The organism is Bacillus sp. AR2-1 (assembly GCF_008368755.1).
Classification (GTDB): Bacteria; Bacillota; Bacilli; order Bacillales; family Bacillaceae_G; genus Bacillus_A; species Bacillus_A wiedmannii.
The window spans coordinates 166,653-185,529 of record NZ_QORY01000020.1 but is presented as its reverse complement, the minus strand read 5'-3'; the positions used below and the strand labels follow the sequence as shown (position 1 = coordinate 185,529).

The window sequence follows — 18,877 nt, the reverse complement described above, 5'->3', positions numbered from 1 at the left end:
ATGGAGCGGGTGAAGAGAATCGAACTCTCGACCAGAGCTTGGAAGGCTCTTGTTTTACCACTAAACTACACCCGCATATGTTATTTTATTTTTCTTCGTTAGCGCTGTTGCCCTATCGACAATATTTATTATATGTATAACCATACATAAAGTCAACACCTTTTTTAAAAGAGGATAATTTTTCTTATCCTCTTTTAAAAACTGCTTGTTCAACTAGTTGTCCGTCTAATGTTTCAAAACGAACTTCCATTTGATTTTCATCCATTTCTAATAAAGCAAATGTCTTTTCTACACGCTGACGTGGCAATAAAATACTGCCTGGATTAATAAATAAAACGTCATCGATTAATTCTGCACCTAATACGTGAGAGTGTCCGAAGCATGCAACTTGCGCCCCTACCTCTTCCGCATGGTACGCTAATGTTTGTAATGTCATTTTCACGTTATGACGATGTCCGTGCACAACTACGAAACGAATGCCATCTACATCAGTTACAATTTCATCTTGAAAGTTAGCGTAATCACAGTTCCCTTTTACAACATGGAAACCTTGCAGCTCTTCATGAGCAGGCGTTAGCTCTGAATCACCGCAATGAATCATGACATCTACTTTTCCTTCATAGTTCTCTTTCAACTGCTGTAATTCCTTCACGGAGCTATGACTATCGCTTACGATTAAAGCTTTCATCAATCTCTCTCCCTTATTCTCCTAAAAACCATTCAGGGATTTTTTCTTCTAGCTTACGAAGAGCACGTCCACGGTGGCTAATGGCATTTTTCTCATCTGAACTTAGTTCCGCCATCGCTCTTTTATATTCTTCCACATAAAAAATCGGATCATATCCAAAGCCGTTTTCCCCGCGGCGCTGCTCTAAAATATACCCTTCGCACGTCCCGTTTACAATGACAGGCTTTTTATCCCCTTCAGGGAAAGCCACTGCTAATGCACAGTAGAAACGAGCTTTACGCTTTTCAAACGCTATTTCATTTAATTCTTGTAACACTTTATCAATATTCGCTTGATCATCTTTCGGCTCTCCAGCAAAACGAGCTGAATACACGCCTGGTTTTCCATTTAAAGCATCTACAATAAGACCTGAATCATCCGCGATTACGATCGCATTCAGCTGTCTACTCAGACTATCCGCTTTTAAGATCGCATTTTCTTCAAATGTTTCACCAGTTTCTTCGACTTCTTCAATATGAGGAAAATCGTGCAATGATTTTACTTCTAAATCAAATCGCTCAAATAACTCAGCAAATTCACGTACTTTCCCTATATTTTTTGTCGCTACAACAACTTGTTTCATACTTTCCACCTCTACTCTATATGAGATACGATGTCACCTAACGCTTCTTTTTGCATGTCGATTAGTTGGAAGATACCTTGTTCCGCAGCATCAAGTAATTCATTTAACTGCGCTCTGCTAAACGTCGCCTCTTCTCCAGTTCCTTGCACTTCAACAAACTGACCTTTTCCAGTCATAATTACGTTCATATCAACGTCTGCTTTAGAATCTTCTGCGTAGTTTAAATCTAAAACAACACCTTGCTCTTCAACAATTCCTACTGACGTTGCTGCTAAATAATCTTTTACTGGAATTTTAGATACTTTTTCTGCTTGTAATAACTTCTCAAACGCTAATACCATTGCTACATATGCACCTGTAATAGAAGCAGTTCTCGTTCCACCATCCGCTTGAATAACATCACAATCAATCCAAACCGTTCTCTCACCAAGTGCTTCTAAGTCAACTACCGCACGTAATGCTCGTCCAATTAAGCGCTGGATTTCCATTGTACGTCCTGTTACTTTCCCTTTACTTGATTCCCTAATTGTACGTTGTTCTGTTGCACGTGGAATCATCGCATATTCAGCTGTTACCCAGCCCTTTCCTTCTCCACGCATAAACGGTGGGACACGCTCTTCAATTGTCGCTGAGCAAATTACCTTTGTATCCCCAACCTCAATTAATACTGATCCCTCTGGATGTTTTAAATAATTCGTATGAATATGTATATGGCGTAATTCTGTTTTCTCTCTACCATCTACTCGCATAAAAATAACCTCCTCATAACTACTTGTTAGTATAGCCAAATTTAAATGTATGATATGTATACAATAAAAGAAGAGGAACCCAAAAAGCAATTCCCCTTTCTTACTTAAGTATATCAAATTATTGAAGATTAAAAACTACCTGTATTCACGTTTTCTGGACGATCGACAGGTTTTATTAACTTTCCGCCCTTTTCATCTATAAGATTCGCTTTACCATTTACTTCAATAGAAACACTTTTCACGCCTTTCTTTTCTGTTAAAGATAAAACTAACGACTTCAATACGTAATTTGAAACCATATTTTTATCTGGGTTTATAAATATATTTTCATTAAAGTTTAATGTAAGATTTCCATCTTGTAACTTCGGATTCGTAATCAACTTAACTCCTGGATTAAAATCATTCAGAAGCGATTGATGAATCGGTCCTTTTACAAGTTCATCTACAATTGCTGCATAATCATTTTCTTTTCCTTCTACAACGCGGCGTGTTACTGGTACGTAGTATTGCTGCTTATTATTATTTTGTGCCATAAAATAAAGTGTAACCGGTTTTGTATTTGTTACATCCGCTACTTGTTCATCATCGAAGTTGATACCATTAGCACGGCTCACCCCTTCACCAATCGGTGTACCACCAACAGGCATCTTTGCCAATTTCTCACCATTTATTTGGAACTGCACTTGTTTTATTTCTTTAAATTGCGTCAACGTCCAGGCTATTGACTCAACCATCTGACGCTCTTCCTCTTTTGCATAGTTTTTCATTTCTTTAGAGAAATCAATGACTGCCGTCCCATCTTTTTTCAAATCTAGTGTCATCGATGTATTCGCTGGAATGACTGCACGGAACCCATTCGGTAATAAATTCGTTACCGGTCCATCTTTCACAAGGTACTCTAACGTTTGCTGAATGACCTCATTCGCTTTCGGAGTAGGTATAGCTAACGTTTGCGGTACAACATAGCCATTTTTATCAACAAGGTATAGTTCTCTATTCACCGTTTGTCCTTGCTTATCTTTCTTAGCTACTTCTTTCTTTCCACCCTCTGTATACGTAACTTGTTTTGGCGGATCAATTTGTTCCGTTGCTTTCTCCTGATTTATAAAGCCACACCCTGTTAGTAAAACAGCGCTCACAGTAGCACCAACAACCCATTTAAAAGTGGATTTAGGCATGCCATTCCCCCCTAAAATCTAAGTTTGTACTATTATGTATACGAGCTGTTTCACTTTTTAGAACAAGCTGTGCTTCCTATAAACAAAAAAACTCCTGATTTCTCAGGAGCTCACTTATATGGATTCTACTATTATTCTTTTTCTAAATGAATATGTTTCACATTTTCAATCGGTTGACCGAACCATTTTGATGCAATTTCTTTAAATAGGCCTATTTTTCCTGTCGTTAAGAAGAGATGATCACTTTGTTCCTCTCCCTCATTCAACATTTTACTATGGTATAAAATTGTACTTACTTCGCGCGCTGTTTCATCACCTGAACTAATGAGTTGTACTTTATCCCCCATTACTTTTTTAATAACAGGACCTAAAATTGGATAATGTGTACAACCTAAAATAAGTGTATCAATATCAGTATTTTTCAGCGGTTGCAACGTTTCTCGTACAACTTCATACGCCATTTCACTTTCAAAATTCCCACTCTCTACAAGCTCAACGAAAGGCGGACACGCTAAACTTTCTACCATAACACGGTTATTAATAGACTTTAGCGCTTCTTCGTATGCACCACTTTTCACCGTTCCAATCGTTCCAATAATCCCAACATGATACGTGTTTGTCACTTTTAAAGCTGTACGTGATCCTGGGTGAATAACTCCTACCACTGGAATTGGTAATTGTTTCTGCATCTCTTCTAATACAACCGCGGTTGCTGTATTACACGCAATAACTAACATTTTGATATTTAAATCTAGTAAATGCTCCGTCATTTCCCACGTAAATTGACGCACTTCTTCTCGAGAACGTGGACCATAAGGGCAACGTGCCGTATCCCCTAAATATATAATACGCTCTTTCGGCAACTGACGAATTAATTCCTTCGCTACTGTTAAACCGCCAACTCCTGAATCGATAACACCGATTGCTCTATTCAACTTCATCACCCGTTTTCTCATTCATCATCTTATTTTATCATTATATTTTACACACTTTAAGTTCGCTAACTTAAACTGCTTCTGTATGAAAATTTTCATTTGTACCTGTATAGACTAGGACTTTTTTATTTTGCTCCTTTTTTTCATAATTTGCAAGACAGAAAAATAACCGACCTTCTATATGAAAGTCGGTTTCTTCTATATAAAGCGCGTATTTATTGCTCCATCTTTTTTTGGAAAGAAGACATTCCTATTAATAAGAAGAAATGAGAAGAAATTAAAATGACAATTAAAATAAAATTCAAACGATAACTATTTGTAGATTCCATAATTTTGCTCGCTACAGCTGGTCCAAATGCCATACCGAAAAAGTTAATTAAATTATATAAACCAAGACCGACTCCAACTTTAGTTGGATGTAATGTTTTCGGTATAAATGTGTTTAATGATACTTGAATAGCTGAATAACTCATAAATGTTAAAATAATCGCCACTACAATAACGACTATGTTCCCATTCGGAATAAACCCTAAAATTAAAAAGCCAACGATCATAATGACAGACGCTACATAAATCATATTCACATTTCCAAAGGAAGGGACAATTTTTCCAGTAATAAAACTAGATACAATACCAAAGAGTGATGCAATAAACAATGCAATTCCGATAACGAATGGAGACAATCCGTGCTCTCTTCCTAACAGCAATGGTAATAATAATAAACTAGCACATAACGCCACATTCATTATAAATCCGACCGCTATTAAACGAAGAAATGGTTTATTTGCAAACAACTCAATATCAATAAATGGATGCTCCGCGTTCTTCATACGAACCGTGAATAAAAATAAGAAAACTACCGATAACACAAATAGCCAACTATTAATATTTACACCTAATAAAACAGTCGTAATGAACGCAAATAATAACACCGCTCCAATGTAATCAAAATGAAACGCTTCATCCGTATGCTGTGCTTCTTCTGGCATAAATTTTATAAGTAAGAAAATCCCAACTACTGAAATAACCATAAATAAAAATAAATATGGCCAACCCAATGTATTTGTAATAGCCCCGCCAACTAAAGGACCAATACCTATTGCTAATGCAATAGAAGAACTGATCATCGCTAATGCATCAGGCTTCTTATCAGGAACAACTAATTTTGCCACTGCAATCATACTAAGCGCAATAAACGCCGCTCCTCCACTCGCCTGCACTAATCTTGCAAGAATGGTAATCGTATAAGATTGATTCATAAATCCAATAATAGAACCCGCTACAAATATGATGATTGAAATAATTAATAGTTTTTTTACACTGTAACGATCAGCCAGCTTCCCATAGATCATCGAACCAATACCGACAACCAAGGAATAACCTACTACAACCCAGCTTACTTTCGATTGGCTAATGGATAAATCATTAGCAATATCTTCTAACGCTACATTAAATAAAACCGCATTCATCGGTCCTAATAAAACGATAAAACATAATGTGAAAACAAACCATTTTGAATGGTTACTTATATCTTTCCCCATGTGTAACACCTCTCCTGATTGTAGTAGCTGCAAATGAAAATAAAGTTGTTTAGCGCTTCTCTCAACACTAAACAACTTCATCAAATGTATAAATTTATCGCGCGACAAACTGAATTCGAAACGAAACATGTACGTTGTTCGATATTCATGGAACTATCATAGTTTCAGCATTACAGTTTGTCAACGAAAAATATACAAAGTAAACTAAATTAGTGTTTTTAGTTTACTTTGTTCAAAAATTGTTATACACTAATTTCGAATCCGATATAAGGAGGACTGACGTGGTTATTCAAGTTTGCAATTTCTAACTTAATAAAATTAAGTAAATAAAGAGCTTTTATATAGAAGAAACATTATAGGGGGATTATGATGAAGAAAAAAATGTTAGTCGTATTAACGAGCGTAGAAAAATATCCAAATTTAAATAGAGCTACTGGGCTTTGGCTTGGTGAAGCTGTCCATTTCGTTAAAAAAGTAGAAGAAGCTGGTTACGAAGTAGATTATGTCAGCCCACAAGGCGGTTATACACCAATTGATCCGCATAGTTTAGCAATGGCAGAGAGCGTCGATTGGGAATGGTATCAAAAGAAAGAATTTATGAATCGTCTCGGTTCTACAATGAAACCGAGTGAAGTGAACCCAGAAGACTACGCCGTCATTTATTACGCAGGCGGTCACGGTGTGATTTGGGACTTCCCAGAAAATAAAGAACTTCAAATGATTAGCCGCAACATTTATGAAAATGGCGGAATCGTTTCCTCTGTTTGTCACGGAGCTGCTGGTTTATTTCATATCACATTAAGTAATGGGGAACGTTTAATTAGTGGTAAAAAAGTAACAGGTTTTTCAAACGAAGAAGAAAAACTAGCTGAATTAGATCAATTTGTTCCATTTTTAACAGAAGATGAACTCATTAAAAATGGAGGACTTTACAAAAAAGCTGCGCAACCTTGGGAAGCTTATGCTATAGAAGATAATCGTGTTATCACTGGTCAAAACCCAGCTTCAGGTGGTCCAGTAGCTGAATTAGTATTACAACACGTAAACAAATAACAGGTAATAAAAAAGCAGGTTTTCCATTACTATAGGAAAACCTGCTTTTTTACGAAATCATTTGCAAAATAGCAATAACTTCTTTTTCAATTTCCGAATCATCAATTGCATCTATATACTCTGGTTTAAAAAGTTGATACTTCTTCAATTGATAAAAATCAAGTATCGCTTTCTTTAACGTAATATCGTACTGAATACAAAAAGAATGATTTATAATACGTCTTAACATCACATCATCTTGCACCATAAATAATTGTGCGTTCATTTTATTAAAGTAGCCTTGTTCCATACCAGCTTCAAAAAACATTTGCAAATTTTGATTACGATTTTGTTGTGCAGCAACTAACTGATCAAATAAGTGCGGATATGCCTCTTTCAAATCTTGTAAAAAGACATCAGAAATATATGTCACACATTTTAAAGAGTGGATAAACGTCTTTTGGAAACGTTCTGCAAAAGACATACTTTCATCTTGATTATCCGCATCTCCCTCAAGAAGGTAATTCATAAAATCTTCTACCACAGCTTCAATAATCTCATCTTTTGAAGAAAAACGTTTATATAAAGTAGCTTTACTAATATCCATATATTTCGCAATTTCATCTATTTTCAATTGACTAAAACTCGTTTTTCTAATAACGGGCTTTATTTTATTAATATAAGTATTTGCACACGCAACTTTTCTCATTAAAAGAGCCTCCCCTTTTGTCCATACAAAATAGTATAGCAAATTCACGATTAATTATAAATGAAGTCACTATACTCAATACATCTTTTTAGTTTAAATCTTTTTCATTTACACTACTGAAAAAATGCCCGCTACCTTTATGAGTAGCGAGCACCTTTTCTATAATTTATTTACAGCTCTTCTTATAGCTTTCCCTATTTCCATACTAGACTGCGGGTTTTGCCCTGTAATTAAACGCCCATCTACTACTACATGCGGTGTGAAATTTGGAGCAACATAAAACAAAGCTCCTTCTTCTTTCAATTTACTTTCTAATAAAAACGGCACTCGCTTTTCTAAATGCACAGCTTTTTCCTCATCGTTTGTATAACCTGTTATACGCTTACCGGCAACAAAAACGAGCCATCTTTATTTTTCACACCGACTAAAGAACTTACTCCGTGACAAACAGCCGCTACAATCCGGTTATTGTTGTACATATTCTCAATCAAATTTGCAACATATGGATTACCTGGAAAATCTACAATTGCCCCGTGCCCACCACCAAATAAAACCGCATCATAATCCGAAAAATGAACATTTGAGATCGGCTTCGTATTTTGCAATAAAGAAGTGACATACTTAAATTCACGAGGTATCCCGTTCGGAATAGACACTCTATCAATAGGTACTTTACCGCCCTTTATCGACACAATATCAACATCGAACTTAGCTTTTTTAAATACATTATAAGGAGCTGCGAGCTCTTCCAACCACAAACCAGTCGGGTGTCCATTCATATCATGAGCGCTTGTTGAAACTAACAATATCCTTTTCAACATATCCCCCTCCTTACTACCTATTTATGTATGGAATGTTCTTATCATTCATATAGCAAGCGGAAAAAACGATAACAACAAGCTGACCTTTTGTATAAAAGTCAACTTGTTGTTATCGTTTGAATTCTTTCGTACGAAGCTTTTCACAACCTTATAACTTTTATCTCCAACGCCACGCAATCGTGTTATCCTCCATATGAATAGCAGGTATATCAATCCCTAAATACCGCTGATTATCCTCATCAAAAACAGACCAATTTCCTTCATATAAAAATTCAGGATCTATGCTTTCAAAATCAAATCCACTATCTTCGTCTACCATCTCACGAAAATATTTTTGGAACGGTTTACTATTTTCATATAGACGAATTGTTCCATACATCCATGGCATGTCTCCAAAAACATCTTTAATTTCACCTATCTCCATATCCTTAAAATACAACTTCATATTTGCACCTTCTTATTTGTAAATGACAAAGATACCTACCCTGAATGCCTCATCATGTTCTAAAGTAGTTATTTTTAACGTTTCTTTCTTAAACATATCTTCCTTCTCAAAGTCTGAAATACCTTTTTAAGTTCAAAATATAAACAGAAAAATAGCCGACTCTTCATATAAAAGTCGGCTTTCTTTTTATAGTTCGAGCTCTCCCATGCGAAGAAGCTCAACAACTGCTTGTGAACGTCCTTTAACTCCTAGCTTTTGCATTGCGTTTGAGATGTGGTTGCGTACTGTTTTTTCACTGATAAAAAGTTCACCTGCAATTTCCTTCGTTGTTTTATCTTGAACCAGTAATTCAAATACTTCTCTCTCTCTCTTTGTGAGTAACGGTTTAGATTGATACGCTTTTTCCTTCAACTGGTATAAACCTCCTTGCTTAAGCCAGAGCCGTGTATGTGTAAGTTGGGTGTTTATTTAGTCAAGATATTGTATGAACGAAATGTGCGGGTGGTGAATGAAAATAGGCTTTATTTCACATGTTATTTTAGACTTTTATACAGTGCAGACACTCTTTGTATCCACTCACTTTTCATTACGCCATATTTGTTCTAGTAATATGCTGACAACTGTACCTACGAACAAACCATTTCCGAATATATATTGCATAACAGACGGCAGTGATTGGAGTGCTCCAGACGGTAAAAACATAACACCGCTTCCAAATAATACAGAAACTCCTAAAACCGTTACATTCCTTTCGCTCATTGGCACTTGTTTTATATTATGAAACCCAATTCCAATTAACTGTACGAACGAAGCCATTAAAACCGCAGATGCGACAGCGGGTGGTAACGATGCTAAGTAACGAATAATATTTGGAAACAACGACATTACGACTAGTAACAAACATGCTAGTAAGAACGATCGTATATATTTTTGTTTCGTTAAACGTATAAATCCTGCCGTTGCTGGTAACGGCACGACACCTACAGTTGAAAATACAGAAGAAATGATATGCGAAATCCCTCCAACCCACGTACCACCCTTCAACTGTTTTTGTTCAATAGTCCCCTTTTGAATGGTAGCTTGATTAATTGCTATAATAGCTGCCACTGTATTTGAAACTAAAATACATACCATAACGAAACTGGATACAGCCATACCTGTATTCCACTTTGGAAGTCCCCAAGCAAATACATGTGGAAGTTGCACAAAATGAGTTACTTGAGATGGAATCGTCATTTTTCCTGCAATGAGAAAAAGAATCCACCCACTAATTAATCCTATTAAAAAAGCATAACTTTTGACAAAACCTTTTCCGAAGTTAGATAGTATAATAACGAAAAGAAATATGCTAAACGCAATTATCGCTGTAAATCCATCGATTTGAGAAACAGTAGCAGTAATTCCTAGCATTCCTTTTAGAAATACACCGCTTAATTGTAAACATAGTAAAAGTAAAAACGTCCCTGTCACAAGCGGCGTGAATAAAAATAAAATACGTCCGATAAAACCAGTGACTCCTAATCCTATTAAAATAACACCGGAAATTATCATTCCTAATTCTAAAATTTGCAACGTACTATGTAATTGATCTTGCCCGGCCGTTGCATAAGCAAGTACGGTAAATACTCCAACCCACGATCCAGCTGGTCCATCCGCAATTGGTAGTCTATGTCCAAGCCACCCTTGTAAAAAAGAAGATATACCAACTACCAAAAACGTACGCTGCATTAAATAAAATATTTCTTCCGTTGTAAGATGAAATAATCCGCCAACGACAATTGGTAGTGCGATTGAATTCGCTAATAAAAATATAAACCATTGCAAAGTTCCCATAATATGATTTTGGTTATGTTGATTGTCCAAATTTTTCATCCTTTCTAGCTTCCCTATAAGAAATATATTGCAAGCATAACAAAGAAGGGTTCTACACTCACAATTAGAACCCTCCTCAAAACATTTACACGATTCTTTTACACAAGATTATTTAATTCCACCTCATTTAAACTTCCAACAACAATATTCCCTTTATGCACGACTAAACGTTTCTCTGTTTGACGCGCTACCGCTTCAGCAGTACATGTTGCATTCGTCAAAACAAAACTCGCTTCATCTCCTACATTCGGCCATGCTCGCTTCCCTTCATTGTTTAACGTTTCTTTTCCTCCCGTAATAAAGTGAAGGGCTTTTCCTAAAGACCTTTCGTCACTCCACCCAAAACGTTCCGCTAATCGATTTGCCTTTTGCAGCATATCACCTGTGCCAAACGGTGACCAATGATCAGTAATACTATCATTTCCTAATGAAACTTTCACACCTTTTTTATCTAATAACGGAATTGGGATTACTTGTTTCCCAATTGGCACCGTTGAAGTAATATCAATATTTAAAGCAGCTAGTCTTTCCGCCACTTCTTCAACTTCTTTATCCGTAACACCACCAAGTCCAAGTGCATGACTAATTGTTACGCGACCTTGCCATCCCGCTTCTTCTGTTAAACTTGCCAATCGCTTCATCGTAAACGTCCCAAGATTATTCGCATCATGCAGATGAATATCAACATCCGCATTAAATTCTACTGCGATATCCATAATGGTATGTAATGATTTTTCAATATCATTATCCACTGTAGCTGGATCCACTCCACCGACTAGATGCGCACCCATACGCATCGCATCTTTCACAAGTTGTACAGAATTACTGCGCAATAATCCATGTTGCGGAAAAGCAACAATTCTACCAGAAACCTGATTTTTATATGTTTCCAACGCCGCTAACGTCGCCTCCAAATTACCAAGTCCAATAATCGGATCAACATTACAATGCGTTCTTATATTCGTTGCACCATTTCGAAGCAATAACGCTAACATATTTTCCGCCCTATCTTGAGCAGTTGCTAATTGCTTCGGCAGAATTTTTTCTTCTTCATTAAAACGCGTAAAAATATTCTCTGCTGGCATACAAGCTTTCCAAGGGCCACTATAATATGTCTTATCAATATGAATATGCATCTCTTCGAAAGCTGGCAAAATCAATAAACGATTAGCATCAAGAATTAATACTCCTTCCTCTTGAACAGCCCCTGCTATCATTTTTTTAATTCGTCCATCTTCAATGAGTAAACTACATAACTCTGTTTCTGTTTGGGAAATTCTCCCCTCTTCATATGTATACCCCGATTCAAGCATTACATTAGTCAGCCAATATACTGTCATCTCTATTTCCCCCACCCTTTATTAAAAGTTACCTCTTACTATAATTTTAATATCAACTGAAAATTAAGACAATTAATACGACTGTTCCCAAAAAAAAATGTAATACAACCGCATAGTCTTCTCATAAATTTCCATATAGAATAGAAGTATATAGCTTGCTATAAAGTGAAACTTTGATCAGTGGGGGGTTGTTCATCCCCCCACTGATCATTAGTTAAACCAATCGGGCTTTTACAGGCAGTTAATCCCCACCTAACTTCTTTGCTTTCGCTGAATTTTTAGGTGGAGTTCTTACTACCCGTTAAAGCGGGATAAAAAGGAGTGGATTGGAAGATGTCAAAAAGGTTATGTAAATCCGAAACTGATAAAATGCTATTTGGTATATGTGGTGGTTTAGGGGAATATTTTGATATTAGCTCTACTCTCATTCGCATACTTTGGGTCATTGCTATTTTATGTTTTGGGACGGGGTTTTTAGTTTATTTTATTTGTTTATTACTTATGCCACGTTCGTACTAGTGGCATCCTGCATATACTTAATCGAAATATAAAAAATCACCTATAGAATTCTATAGGTGATTTTTTTATGAAGAATATTTCATCGTTAAATGTAATACTGCTACTTGATCTTCTTCATTTCTATAACTATGTTTTTTATTCGCTTCAAATTGAATAGAGTCAAACTCATTTAATTCGTATACATCGCTTTCTACTTGAATCGATACTTTCCCTTTCATTACTGTTACAAGCTCAATAGCACCTTCATGATGAGCTTCTGGTTCATATATACTATTCGATCTTAAACAAGCACGGTGCATTTCCATCCCCGTTTCTTTCGTATAGCGGAACATCGTTTCTAAATGCCATGCTTGTCCTACATCTACTGCAAATCCTTCTCCGCAGCGCGCCACAGCTACAGGTTCTCCAACAACCATCAATCTCGATAAAGGAATCGATAACCCTTTCGTTATTTTCCAAATGACAGCTAACGTCGGATTCGTTTCGCCTCTTTCAATCTTTCCTAATGTTAATTTACTAACCCCTGTTTTTTGGGCTAATTCTTCTAAACTTAATTTTTGTTCATTTCGAATTTGTCTTAACAGCTGACCTACTTGCTGAATGACTTCTTTCGTTTGCATATCTTCATGTTCTTTCATCTATAAAACCACCTTAAAGTATAAAATAGTTTACTTTTATCATTTTTAAGTATATTATACTATACATAATTATCAAATTCCGAAAGGAGTGCTATACTTCATGCGCGCAATTTTATTAGGCCTTTTATCATCAGCCTTTTTTTCCGCAACCTTTATTATTAATCGAGCGATGAATGTATCTGGAACGAGCTGGGCCTGGACAGCTTCCTTCCGTTTTTTATTTGCTCTCCCTATTTTATTCCTTATCGTTTTATTTCGCAAAAACTTAAGGGGTTTATGGGAAGAATTAAAGAAACATCCATTAGCGTGGATCGGATGGGGTTCCGTTGCTGGTATTGGTTTCTATTCTTTATTAAGTTTCGCAGCTGTCTTTTCTCCAGCTTGGCTCGTTGCTGGAACTTGGCAAGTTACTATATTAGCAGGTTTACTTTTATCACCATTATTCTTCGTTAAATTAGAAACGAAATCAGGCACAAAACTTGTACGCGGAAAAATTCCACTTCGTAGTTTATATGTCGCATTATTTATTTTACTTGGTGTAATTTGTATGCAAGCGACTGCAGCAGGTCATATTACAATGACTCAGTTCATTTCAGGTTTTTTACCTGTCGTAGTAGCAGCCTTCTTATATCCATTCGGCAACCGAAAAATGATGGAACTTGTTGGCGGACGTCTTGATACGTTCCAACGTGTATTAGGAATGGCAATAGGAAGTCTACCTATAACAATTTTACTTGGTATATATGGATTTTCTACTACCGGTATTCCAACATCCAGCCAAATGTTGCAAGGATTTTTGTTAGCCTTATGTTCTGGCGTGATTGCGACGATGACATTTTTCTTTGCTACTGACTTAGCCAAAGATAACCTCTCTCTACTTGGAGCTGTTGAAGCAACGCAAGCTGGAACGATGGTCTTTACCGTGCTTGGCGAAATTGTTTTCTTGAATGGTTCATTTCCTGGTGGTCTTTCCCTACTAGGAATGATTATTATTATGTTAGGAATGGTTGCAAATAGCGTTTTAAACCGTTCTGCTCCAGTCGTTAGGCAGAAAAAAACTGCATAAAAAAGAGTATAGTTCTCTAACAAAGAACTATACTCTTTTTTTATTGTCCCCCTATTTCGTCTTATCAGAATAGTATTTCATTAGCTATTTATACTAAAACCTATGTTATAATACGTTTCATGCGCAATATTAGGAGGTAAATTATGTTAAAAAAAGCAATCGCTGAATTTATTGGTACATTTGTACTTGTATTATTCGGAACTGGAGTAGCTGTCATTGGCGGCGGAATTGAAGGAATTGGAACATTAGGAATCGCTATGGCTTTCGGTCTATCTATTGTGGCTATGGCATATAGCATCGGAACAATTTCTGGATGTCACATTAACCCAGCAGTATCAGTAGCTATGTTCATCAACAAAAGAATGAACGCTATGGAACTTTGTTATTATGTATTAGCTCAAATTTTAGGTGGTTTATTAGGAACTGCAACGTTAGTAACGATTTTACGCTCTGCTAAAACACCTTTAGATAATTTAGGACAAAATGGTTTTGGAACTCTTGGTTTATCTGGAGCATTTCTAGTTGAATTTATTTTAACTTTCGTATTCATTTTAGTTATCGTTGCTGTAACAGGTAAAAAAGGAAGTTCTTCTCTAGCAGGATTAGTAATTGGTTTCACATTAGTTTTAGTTCACTTATTAGGAATTCCGTTAACTGGAACTTCTGTTAACCCAGCTCGTAGTATCGCACCAGCTCTATTCGCTGGCGGAGAAGCACTTTCTCAACTATGGGTATTCATCGTAGCACCAATTCTTGGTGGTATCGTAGCAGCTATTGTTGGTAAATTCATTTTAAATACTGAAAAATAGAATTTTCAATATTTCTGAATAAAAAAAGGCGAGCCCTCATTATGAGGTTGCTCGCTTTTTTACTCTTTCATTTTAGACTTTAAGTTTGTAACTAATTGATCTACCGTTACATTTGCAAGTACGTTTTCCATCGCTTCTTGCGCTTGCATTAAAATAATTTCTAATACTGATTGAATATTAGCTCCTACTGGACATTCAATGTTGGGATTTTCATGGAAGGAAAATAGTTGTCCTTCTTCTACAACTTCCACTGCTTTATATACATCAAGTAATGTAATTTCTTCTAAATCACGAGCAAGTGTCGTACCACCTTTACCAGCTTGTACATCAACAAGTCCTGCTCTCTTCAACATTCCTGTAATGCGACGAATCACAACTGGATTTGTATTCACACTACCAGCAATCCATTCAGAGGTACAGCGAGAGTTTCGATCTATCGCAAGTAACGTTAACATATGAACACCTACTGTAAAACGACTACTAATCCCCATCTGCACACCCTCCTTTGTATTCATTCTATTAAAAGACGACTCTTATTATTATATACTATTTTTAATTTATACATAAAGAAAAAGCATGATTCCAATAGGAAATCATACTTTTCTCTCATTATTGACGCTTTATAAACTTCGCTAAATCTTTAAATTTCACTTTATCTGAGTAATTCATTACGCCATTTACGTAAATGCGACTTGTAACAGCACTTAAAATACCGATTGTCGCTAAAAGCCCCGCCAATGTTATCATAATTTCTAACATACCAGTTTCACCAGCTACAAAGCGTGAGAATGTAACCATCGGGGTAAAGAACGGAACATAAGAGCTTATAACAACGATAGTACTATTTGGGTCACCTAACGATTTAAGACTTATAAAGAATGCTGCAATTATTAAAATTGAAATCGGTAGCATTACACCTTGCAAATCCTCCGTCTTAGAAACAACCGCACCAGCAGCTGCATACATCATCGCATACAGGAAATATCCTGTAACAAAATAAATTAGGAACATACCGATTATTTTTGCATCTAACTTTGTAACATCAATTATGCCAAATAATGAACCATTTTCTAAATCTACCCACCCTAGTAAATAAGGAACTAAATAACCACATGCCAATATGACAAGTTGTAATAACGCCGTTGAAACAACCGCTAAAATTTTTGCATACATCATCGTAAGAGGTTTTACTTTCGGAATCATAACTTCCATAACGCGAGAAGCTTTTTCAGAAGCAATATTCATCGCAATTGTGCTTCCGAACGCAACAATAAACATATATAAAGCGAATATGAAGAAATATGCAATTCCGGCAGAGGCAGAACGATCTTTTATTGCTTCTTGTTTCACAGAAATTTCGGTTTGCAATTGTTGTGCAATTTCTGGTGAAACATTATGTTTAGCAACTGTTACCGCCATATATTTTCCCTTTAAATAACTAGCTATAATTGTAGAATTTGTTTCACTAGCGAACCCATTAAACATATACGTGACTTCTGGAACTCCATTCTTTTCAGTTACACGAAACAAACCGTCTAACTCGCCTTCTTCTACTTGTTTATGCAGTTTATTGAAATCTTCTTTTGAACCAATTGTTAATTTAGCTGATGGTAATAACTTAGTTAACTCTTCTTTTTGTATTTTATATGTAGAACTCTCTGTCACAACTGCAATTTTATCTTTATCCTTATTTTTATCATTACTTGAAGTAAAATGATTGAACGCAAAAATCCCAAAAACAATTAAAAATAAAATCGCGCTCATGATTAATGATTTTTTAGATAAAAATGCTTCCCTGAAATAAAATGAAAATACGTGAGAAAATTTACGCATCGTTATTTCGCCCTCTCTACAAAGATTTCGTTTAACGTCGGCTCTAACATTTTAAATTGTCGTAAGGTAACACCTTGTTCTTGCAACTGTTGTAAAATCTTTAGAGCTTCTGCATCATCTTGTACTTGCACATAAAGAAGGCCTTGTTGTTTTTCATACGATACATGAATAGCTTCTAATCCCTTCGCATTCTCTTCTGTATCTTCAATCGTTAAATTACGGAAACCGTACTCTTTTTTAATATCACTTAACTGGCCTTTTACGACTGCTTCGCCTTTTTTCAAAATACATACATGTTGGCAAAAAGCCTCTACTTGTTCCATACGATGACTAGATAAAATAATTGTCTTTCCGCTCTGTACTTGTTCTTCAATAATGCTAGCTAACATTCCAGCATTAACTGGATCCAGTCCACTAAATGGTTCATCTAAAATGAGAAGTTCAGGATTATGAAGAAGAGCAGCAATTAATTGGATTTTTTGCTGATTTCCTTTTGAAAGCTCTCCTGCCGTTTTAAATTTATATTCCGGTATTGCTAATCGCTCTAACCAGTGATCAATAGCAAGATCTACTTCTTTTTTCGACATTCCTTCTAATCTACCAAAATATCGCAACTGGTCTATTACTCTACTTTTTGTATATAAACCTCTTTCTTCTGGTAAATACCCAATCATTACCCCACTAGTCCCAAATGATTTTCCATCCCATGTAATAGATCCTTCATTAGGCGTTAATAATCCGAGAAGCATTTTGATTGTCGTTGTTTTTCCTGCACCATTTCGTCCAAGTAATCCTAGCACTTCACCTTTTGGTAACGAAATTTGCAAACCGTTCACTGCTTTTGATTCCCCAAATAGTTTCGTTAAGTTCTGAATTTGTAAACTCAAAGTATAAAGCCTCCCCTTTAATATCATTCATACTCTCTCTCAAAGACTATGTTTATTCAGGATAAAATATAGCACTACACTTCATCCTCTTAGTATGTAACATCTCCTTAATCCATCATTTGTTCTATTTAGTTAAAATTGTAAATAATATCATGTCATTTGTCAATTATAATTGTCATTTAGACAATAAAAGTTGTCAAAATGATTTCCATTATTTTTCTCATCTTTCTAATATAGGACATACTACTATATATACAAAAGACAATATGCAAATGTTCATAAAAAAATTTTTATATTTTAATATATAATATAAGATGATTTTCTAACATCAAGGAGGATACATATGAAGATGAAGAGGGGTATTACCACTTTATTATCTGTAGCGGTTCTATCTACATCGCTTGTAGCATGTTCAGGAACACCAGAGAAAACAGTGGCAAAAGAAGAAAAAGTAAAATTAACAGAACAGCAATTAATGGCTGATTTATGGTATCAAACAGCCGGTGAAACGAAAGCACTTTACTACCAAGGATACAATATCGGTCAATTGAAGCTTGATGCAGCTCTTGCAAAAGGGACAGAGAAAAAACCTGCTATCGTACTTGATTTAGATGAAACGGTTTTAGACAACAGTCCTCATCAAGCAATGAGCGTAAAAACAGGAAAAGGCTATCCGTATAAATGGGATGACTGGATTAATAAGGCTGAAGCTGAAGCCCTTCCAGGCGCAATTGATTTCTTAAAATATACAGAATCTAAAGGTGTAGATATTTATTACATCTCAAATCGTAAAACGAACCAACTAGATGCAACAATTAAAAATCTTGAGCGTGTAGGTGCTCCTCAAGCAACGAAAGAACATATATTACTACAAGATCCGAAAGAAAAAGGAAAAGAAAAACGCCGTGAACTCGTTTCGCAAACACATGATATCGTCTTATTCTTCGGTGATAACTTATCTGATTTCACTGGTTTTGATGGGAAATCTGTAAAAGATCGCAATCAAACAGTTGCAGATTCAAAAGAACAATTTGGTGAGAAATTTATTATTTTCCCGAATCCGATGTATGGTGATTGGGAAGGCGCTTTATATGATTATGATTTCAAAAAATCAGATGCTGAAAAAGATAAAATCCGTCGCGACAACTTAAAATCATTTGATGCAAAATAAAGAGGATGGCATTCGCCATCCT

The 18,877-nt window shown here is 35.8% G+C and carries 20 protein-coding genes, 1 tRNA gene and 1 pseudogene; 5 read left to right on the top strand and 17 right to left on the bottom strand.

Features of this window, described 5'->3' with window-relative positions; genetic code table 11:
* Window position 1: 1 nt before the first annotated feature.
* From DT250_RS23745 to DT250_RS23715, 7 genes are all read right to left on the bottom strand, one after another.
* Window positions 2-75, bottom strand: a tRNA-Gly gene (locus DT250_RS23745).
* Window positions 76-184: 109 nt separating this feature from the next.
* Window positions 185-688 (bottom strand): metallophosphoesterase, encoded by a 504-nt coding sequence (locus DT250_RS23740; RefSeq protein ID WP_097908276.1) that lies wholly within the window; start codon window positions 686-688, stop codon window positions 185-187.
* Window positions 689-701: 13 nt separating this feature from the next.
* The gene (locus DT250_RS23735; protein WP_142310503.1) at window positions 702-1,310 is read right to left on the bottom strand and encodes an XTP/dITP diphosphatase; all 609 of its coding nucleotides are present in this window, start codon (window positions 1,308-1,310) and stop codon (window positions 702-704) included.
* Window positions 1,311-1,321: 11 nt separating this feature from the next.
* Window positions 1,322-2,059 (bottom strand): ribonuclease PH, encoded by a 738-nt coding sequence (gene rph, locus DT250_RS23730; RefSeq protein WP_001261765.1) that lies wholly within the window; start codon window positions 2,057-2,059, stop codon window positions 1,322-1,324.
* Between the two features lie 128 nt (window positions 2,060-2,187).
* Complete coding sequence (gene gerM / locus DT250_RS23725; RefSeq protein ID WP_097908278.1) at window positions 2,188-3,237, bottom strand: spore germination protein GerM; 1,050 nt, start codon at window positions 3,235-3,237, stop codon at window positions 2,188-2,190.
* A 131-nt stretch (window positions 3,238-3,368) separates the two neighbouring features.
* Window positions 3,369-4,178, bottom strand: a complete 810-nt coding sequence (racE, locus tag DT250_RS23720; protein WP_000774000.1) for a glutamate racemase — start codon at window positions 4,176-4,178, stop codon at window positions 3,369-3,371.
* Window positions 4,179-4,387: 209 nt separating this feature from the next.
* Window positions 4,388-5,713: an MFS transporter gene (locus DT250_RS23715; protein WP_097908279.1), complete on the bottom strand. Its 1,326-nt coding sequence runs from the start codon at window positions 5,711-5,713 to the stop codon at window positions 4,388-4,390.
* Window positions 5,714-6,082: 369 nt separating this feature from the next.
* On the opposite strand from DT250_RS23715, the gene DT250_RS23710 reads away from it, so the two are divergent.
* Window positions 6,083-6,766: a type 1 glutamine amidotransferase domain-containing protein gene (locus DT250_RS23710; RefSeq protein ID WP_088610030.1), complete on the top strand. Its 684-nt coding sequence runs from the start codon at window positions 6,083-6,085 to the stop codon at window positions 6,764-6,766.
* Window positions 6,767-6,815: 49 nt separating this feature from the next.
* Here DT250_RS23710 and DT250_RS23705 read toward each other — a convergent pair whose 3' ends face one another.
* The 6 genes and pseudogenes from DT250_RS23705 to DT250_RS23680 all read right to left on the bottom strand — a co-directional run bounded on the left by DT250_RS23705 (window position 6,816) and on the right by DT250_RS23680 (window position 11,932).
* The gene (locus DT250_RS23705; protein WP_097908280.1) at window positions 6,816-7,454 is read right to left on the bottom strand and encodes a TetR/AcrR family transcriptional regulator; all 639 of its coding nucleotides are present in this window, start codon (window positions 7,452-7,454) and stop codon (window positions 6,816-6,818) included.
* A gap of 159 nt (window positions 7,455-7,613) precedes the next feature.
* Window positions 7,614-8,275 (bottom strand): annotated as a pseudogene (locus DT250_RS23700) (type 1 glutamine amidotransferase domain-containing protein).
* Window positions 8,276-8,432: 157 nt separating this feature from the next.
* Window positions 8,433-8,720: a hypothetical protein gene (locus DT250_RS23695; protein WP_048541328.1), complete on the bottom strand. Its 288-nt coding sequence runs from the start codon at window positions 8,718-8,720 to the stop codon at window positions 8,433-8,435.
* 186 nt (window positions 8,721-8,906) lie between these two features.
* On the bottom strand, window positions 8,907-9,131 hold the full coding sequence (gene gerE / locus DT250_RS23690) for a spore germination transcription factor GerE (RefSeq protein WP_000659484.1): 225 nt from the start codon (window positions 9,129-9,131) through the stop codon (window positions 8,907-8,909).
* 165 nt (window positions 9,132-9,296) lie between these two features.
* On the bottom strand, window positions 9,297-10,592 hold the full coding sequence (locus DT250_RS23685; protein WP_149213779.1) for a purine/pyrimidine permease: 1,296 nt from the start codon (window positions 10,590-10,592) through the stop codon (window positions 9,297-9,299).
* A 98-nt stretch (window positions 10,593-10,690) separates the two neighbouring features.
* Window positions 10,691-11,932 (bottom strand): amidohydrolase family protein, encoded by a 1,242-nt coding sequence (locus DT250_RS23680; RefSeq protein ID WP_075312488.1) that lies wholly within the window; start codon window positions 11,930-11,932, stop codon window positions 10,691-10,693.
* Window positions 11,933-12,265: 333 nt separating this feature from the next.
* Between DT250_RS23680 and DT250_RS23675 the strand changes: the two genes are divergently transcribed.
* Window positions 12,266-12,451 carry a PspC domain-containing protein gene (locus tag DT250_RS23675; protein WP_000044335.1) on the top strand — a complete coding sequence of 62 codons (186 nt, stop codon included), beginning with the start codon at window positions 12,266-12,268 and terminating at the stop codon, window positions 12,449-12,451.
* Between the two features lie 65 nt (window positions 12,452-12,516).
* On the opposite strand, the gene DT250_RS23670 is transcribed toward DT250_RS23675, so the two are convergent.
* A complete protein-coding gene (locus tag DT250_RS23670) occupies window positions 12,517-13,089 on the bottom strand; it encodes a helix-turn-helix domain-containing protein (RefSeq protein ID WP_097908282.1) in 573 nt (190 codons plus the stop codon).
* 100 nt (window positions 13,090-13,189) lie between these two features.
* On the opposite strand from DT250_RS23670, the gene DT250_RS23665 reads away from it, so the two are divergent.
* Window positions 13,190-14,155, top strand: coding sequence for a DMT family transporter (locus DT250_RS23665; RefSeq protein ID WP_087985341.1), 966 nt, complete (start codon window positions 13,190-13,192; stop codon window positions 14,153-14,155).
* Window positions 14,156-14,298: 143 nt separating this feature from the next.
* Complete coding sequence (locus DT250_RS23660; protein ID WP_000913204.1) at window positions 14,299-14,964, top strand: MIP/aquaporin family protein; 666 nt, start codon at window positions 14,299-14,301, stop codon at window positions 14,962-14,964.
* Between the two features lie 59 nt (window positions 14,965-15,023).
* On the opposite strand, the gene DT250_RS23655 is transcribed toward DT250_RS23660, so the two are convergent.
* From DT250_RS23655 to DT250_RS23645, 3 genes are all read right to left on the bottom strand, one after another.
* On the bottom strand, window positions 15,024-15,455 hold the full coding sequence (locus DT250_RS23655) for an Rrf2 family transcriptional regulator (protein WP_000512998.1): 432 nt from the start codon (window positions 15,453-15,455) through the stop codon (window positions 15,024-15,026).
* Between the two features lie 118 nt (window positions 15,456-15,573).
* The gene (locus DT250_RS23650) at window positions 15,574-16,797 is read right to left on the bottom strand and encodes an ABC transporter permease (protein ID WP_097908284.1); all 1,224 of its coding nucleotides are present in this window, start codon (window positions 16,795-16,797) and stop codon (window positions 15,574-15,576) included.
* A 2-nt stretch (window positions 16,798-16,799) separates the two neighbouring features.
* Complete coding sequence (locus DT250_RS23645; protein ID WP_142310504.1) at window positions 16,800-17,684, bottom strand: ABC transporter ATP-binding protein; 885 nt, start codon at window positions 17,682-17,684, stop codon at window positions 16,800-16,802.
* Between the two features lie 343 nt (window positions 17,685-18,027).
* Between DT250_RS23645 and DT250_RS23640 the strand changes: the two genes are divergently transcribed.
* Window positions 18,028-18,855, top strand: a complete 828-nt coding sequence (locus DT250_RS23640) for a 5'-nucleotidase, lipoprotein e(P4) family (RefSeq protein ID WP_000782761.1) — start codon at window positions 18,028-18,030, stop codon at window positions 18,853-18,855.
* The last annotated feature ends 22 nt before the right edge of the window (window positions 18,856-18,877 follow it).

Coding starts and splice junctions, on each gene's coding strand:
- DT250_RS23655 (WP_000512998.1), bottom strand. CDS start 15,455: ATGGGGATTAGTAGTCGTTTTACAGTAGGTGTTCATATGTTAACGTTA.
- racE (WP_000774000.1), bottom strand. CDS start 4,178: ATGAAGTTGAATAGAGCAATCGGTGTTATCGATTCAGGAGTTGGCGGT.
- gerM (WP_097908278.1), bottom strand. CDS start 3,237: ATGCCTAAATCCACTTTTAAATGGGTTGTTGGTGCTACTGTGAGCGCT.
- DT250_RS23650 (WP_097908284.1), bottom strand. CDS start 16,797: ATGCGTAAATTTTCTCACGTATTTTCATTTTATTTCAGGGAAGCATTT.
- DT250_RS23665 (WP_087985341.1), top strand. CDS start 13,190: ATGCGCGCAATTTTATTAGGCCTTTTATCATCAGCCTTTTTTTCCGCA.
- rph (WP_001261765.1), bottom strand. CDS start 2,059: ATGCGAGTAGATGGTAGAGAGAAAACAGAATTACGCCATATACATATT.
- DT250_RS23660 (WP_000913204.1), top strand. CDS start 14,299: ATGTTAAAAAAAGCAATCGCTGAATTTATTGGTACATTTGTACTTGTA.
- DT250_RS23735 (WP_142310503.1), bottom strand. CDS start 1,310: ATGAAACAAGTTGTTGTAGCGACAAAAAATATAGGGAAAGTACGTGAA.
- DT250_RS23710 (WP_088610030.1), top strand. CDS start 6,083: ATGAAGAAAAAAATGTTAGTCGTATTAACGAGCGTAGAAAAATATCCA.
- DT250_RS23675 (WP_000044335.1), top strand. CDS start 12,266: ATGTCAAAAAGGTTATGTAAATCCGAAACTGATAAAATGCTATTTGGT.
- DT250_RS23640 (WP_000782761.1), top strand. CDS start 18,028: ATGAAGATGAAGAGGGGTATTACCACTTTATTATCTGTAGCGGTTCTA.
- DT250_RS23670 (WP_097908282.1), bottom strand. CDS start 13,089: ATGAAAGAACATGAAGATATGCAAACGAAAGAAGTCATTCAGCAAGTA.
- DT250_RS23715 (WP_097908279.1), bottom strand. CDS start 5,713: ATGGGGAAAGATATAAGTAACCATTCAAAATGGTTTGTTTTCACATTA.
- DT250_RS23705 (WP_097908280.1), bottom strand. CDS start 7,454: ATGAGAAAAGTTGCGTGTGCAAATACTTATATTAATAAAATAAAGCCC.
- DT250_RS23695 (WP_048541328.1), bottom strand. CDS start 8,720: ATGAAGTTGTATTTTAAGGATATGGAGATAGGTGAAATTAAAGATGTT.
- DT250_RS23740 (WP_097908276.1), bottom strand. CDS start 688: ATGAAAGCTTTAATCGTAAGCGATAGTCATAGCTCCGTGAAGGAATTA.
- DT250_RS23680 (WP_075312488.1), bottom strand. CDS start 11,932: ATGACAGTATATTGGCTGACTAATGTAATGCTTGAATCGGGGTATACA.
- DT250_RS23685 (WP_149213779.1), bottom strand. CDS start 10,592: ATGAAAAATTTGGACAATCAACATAACCAAAATCATATTATGGGAACT.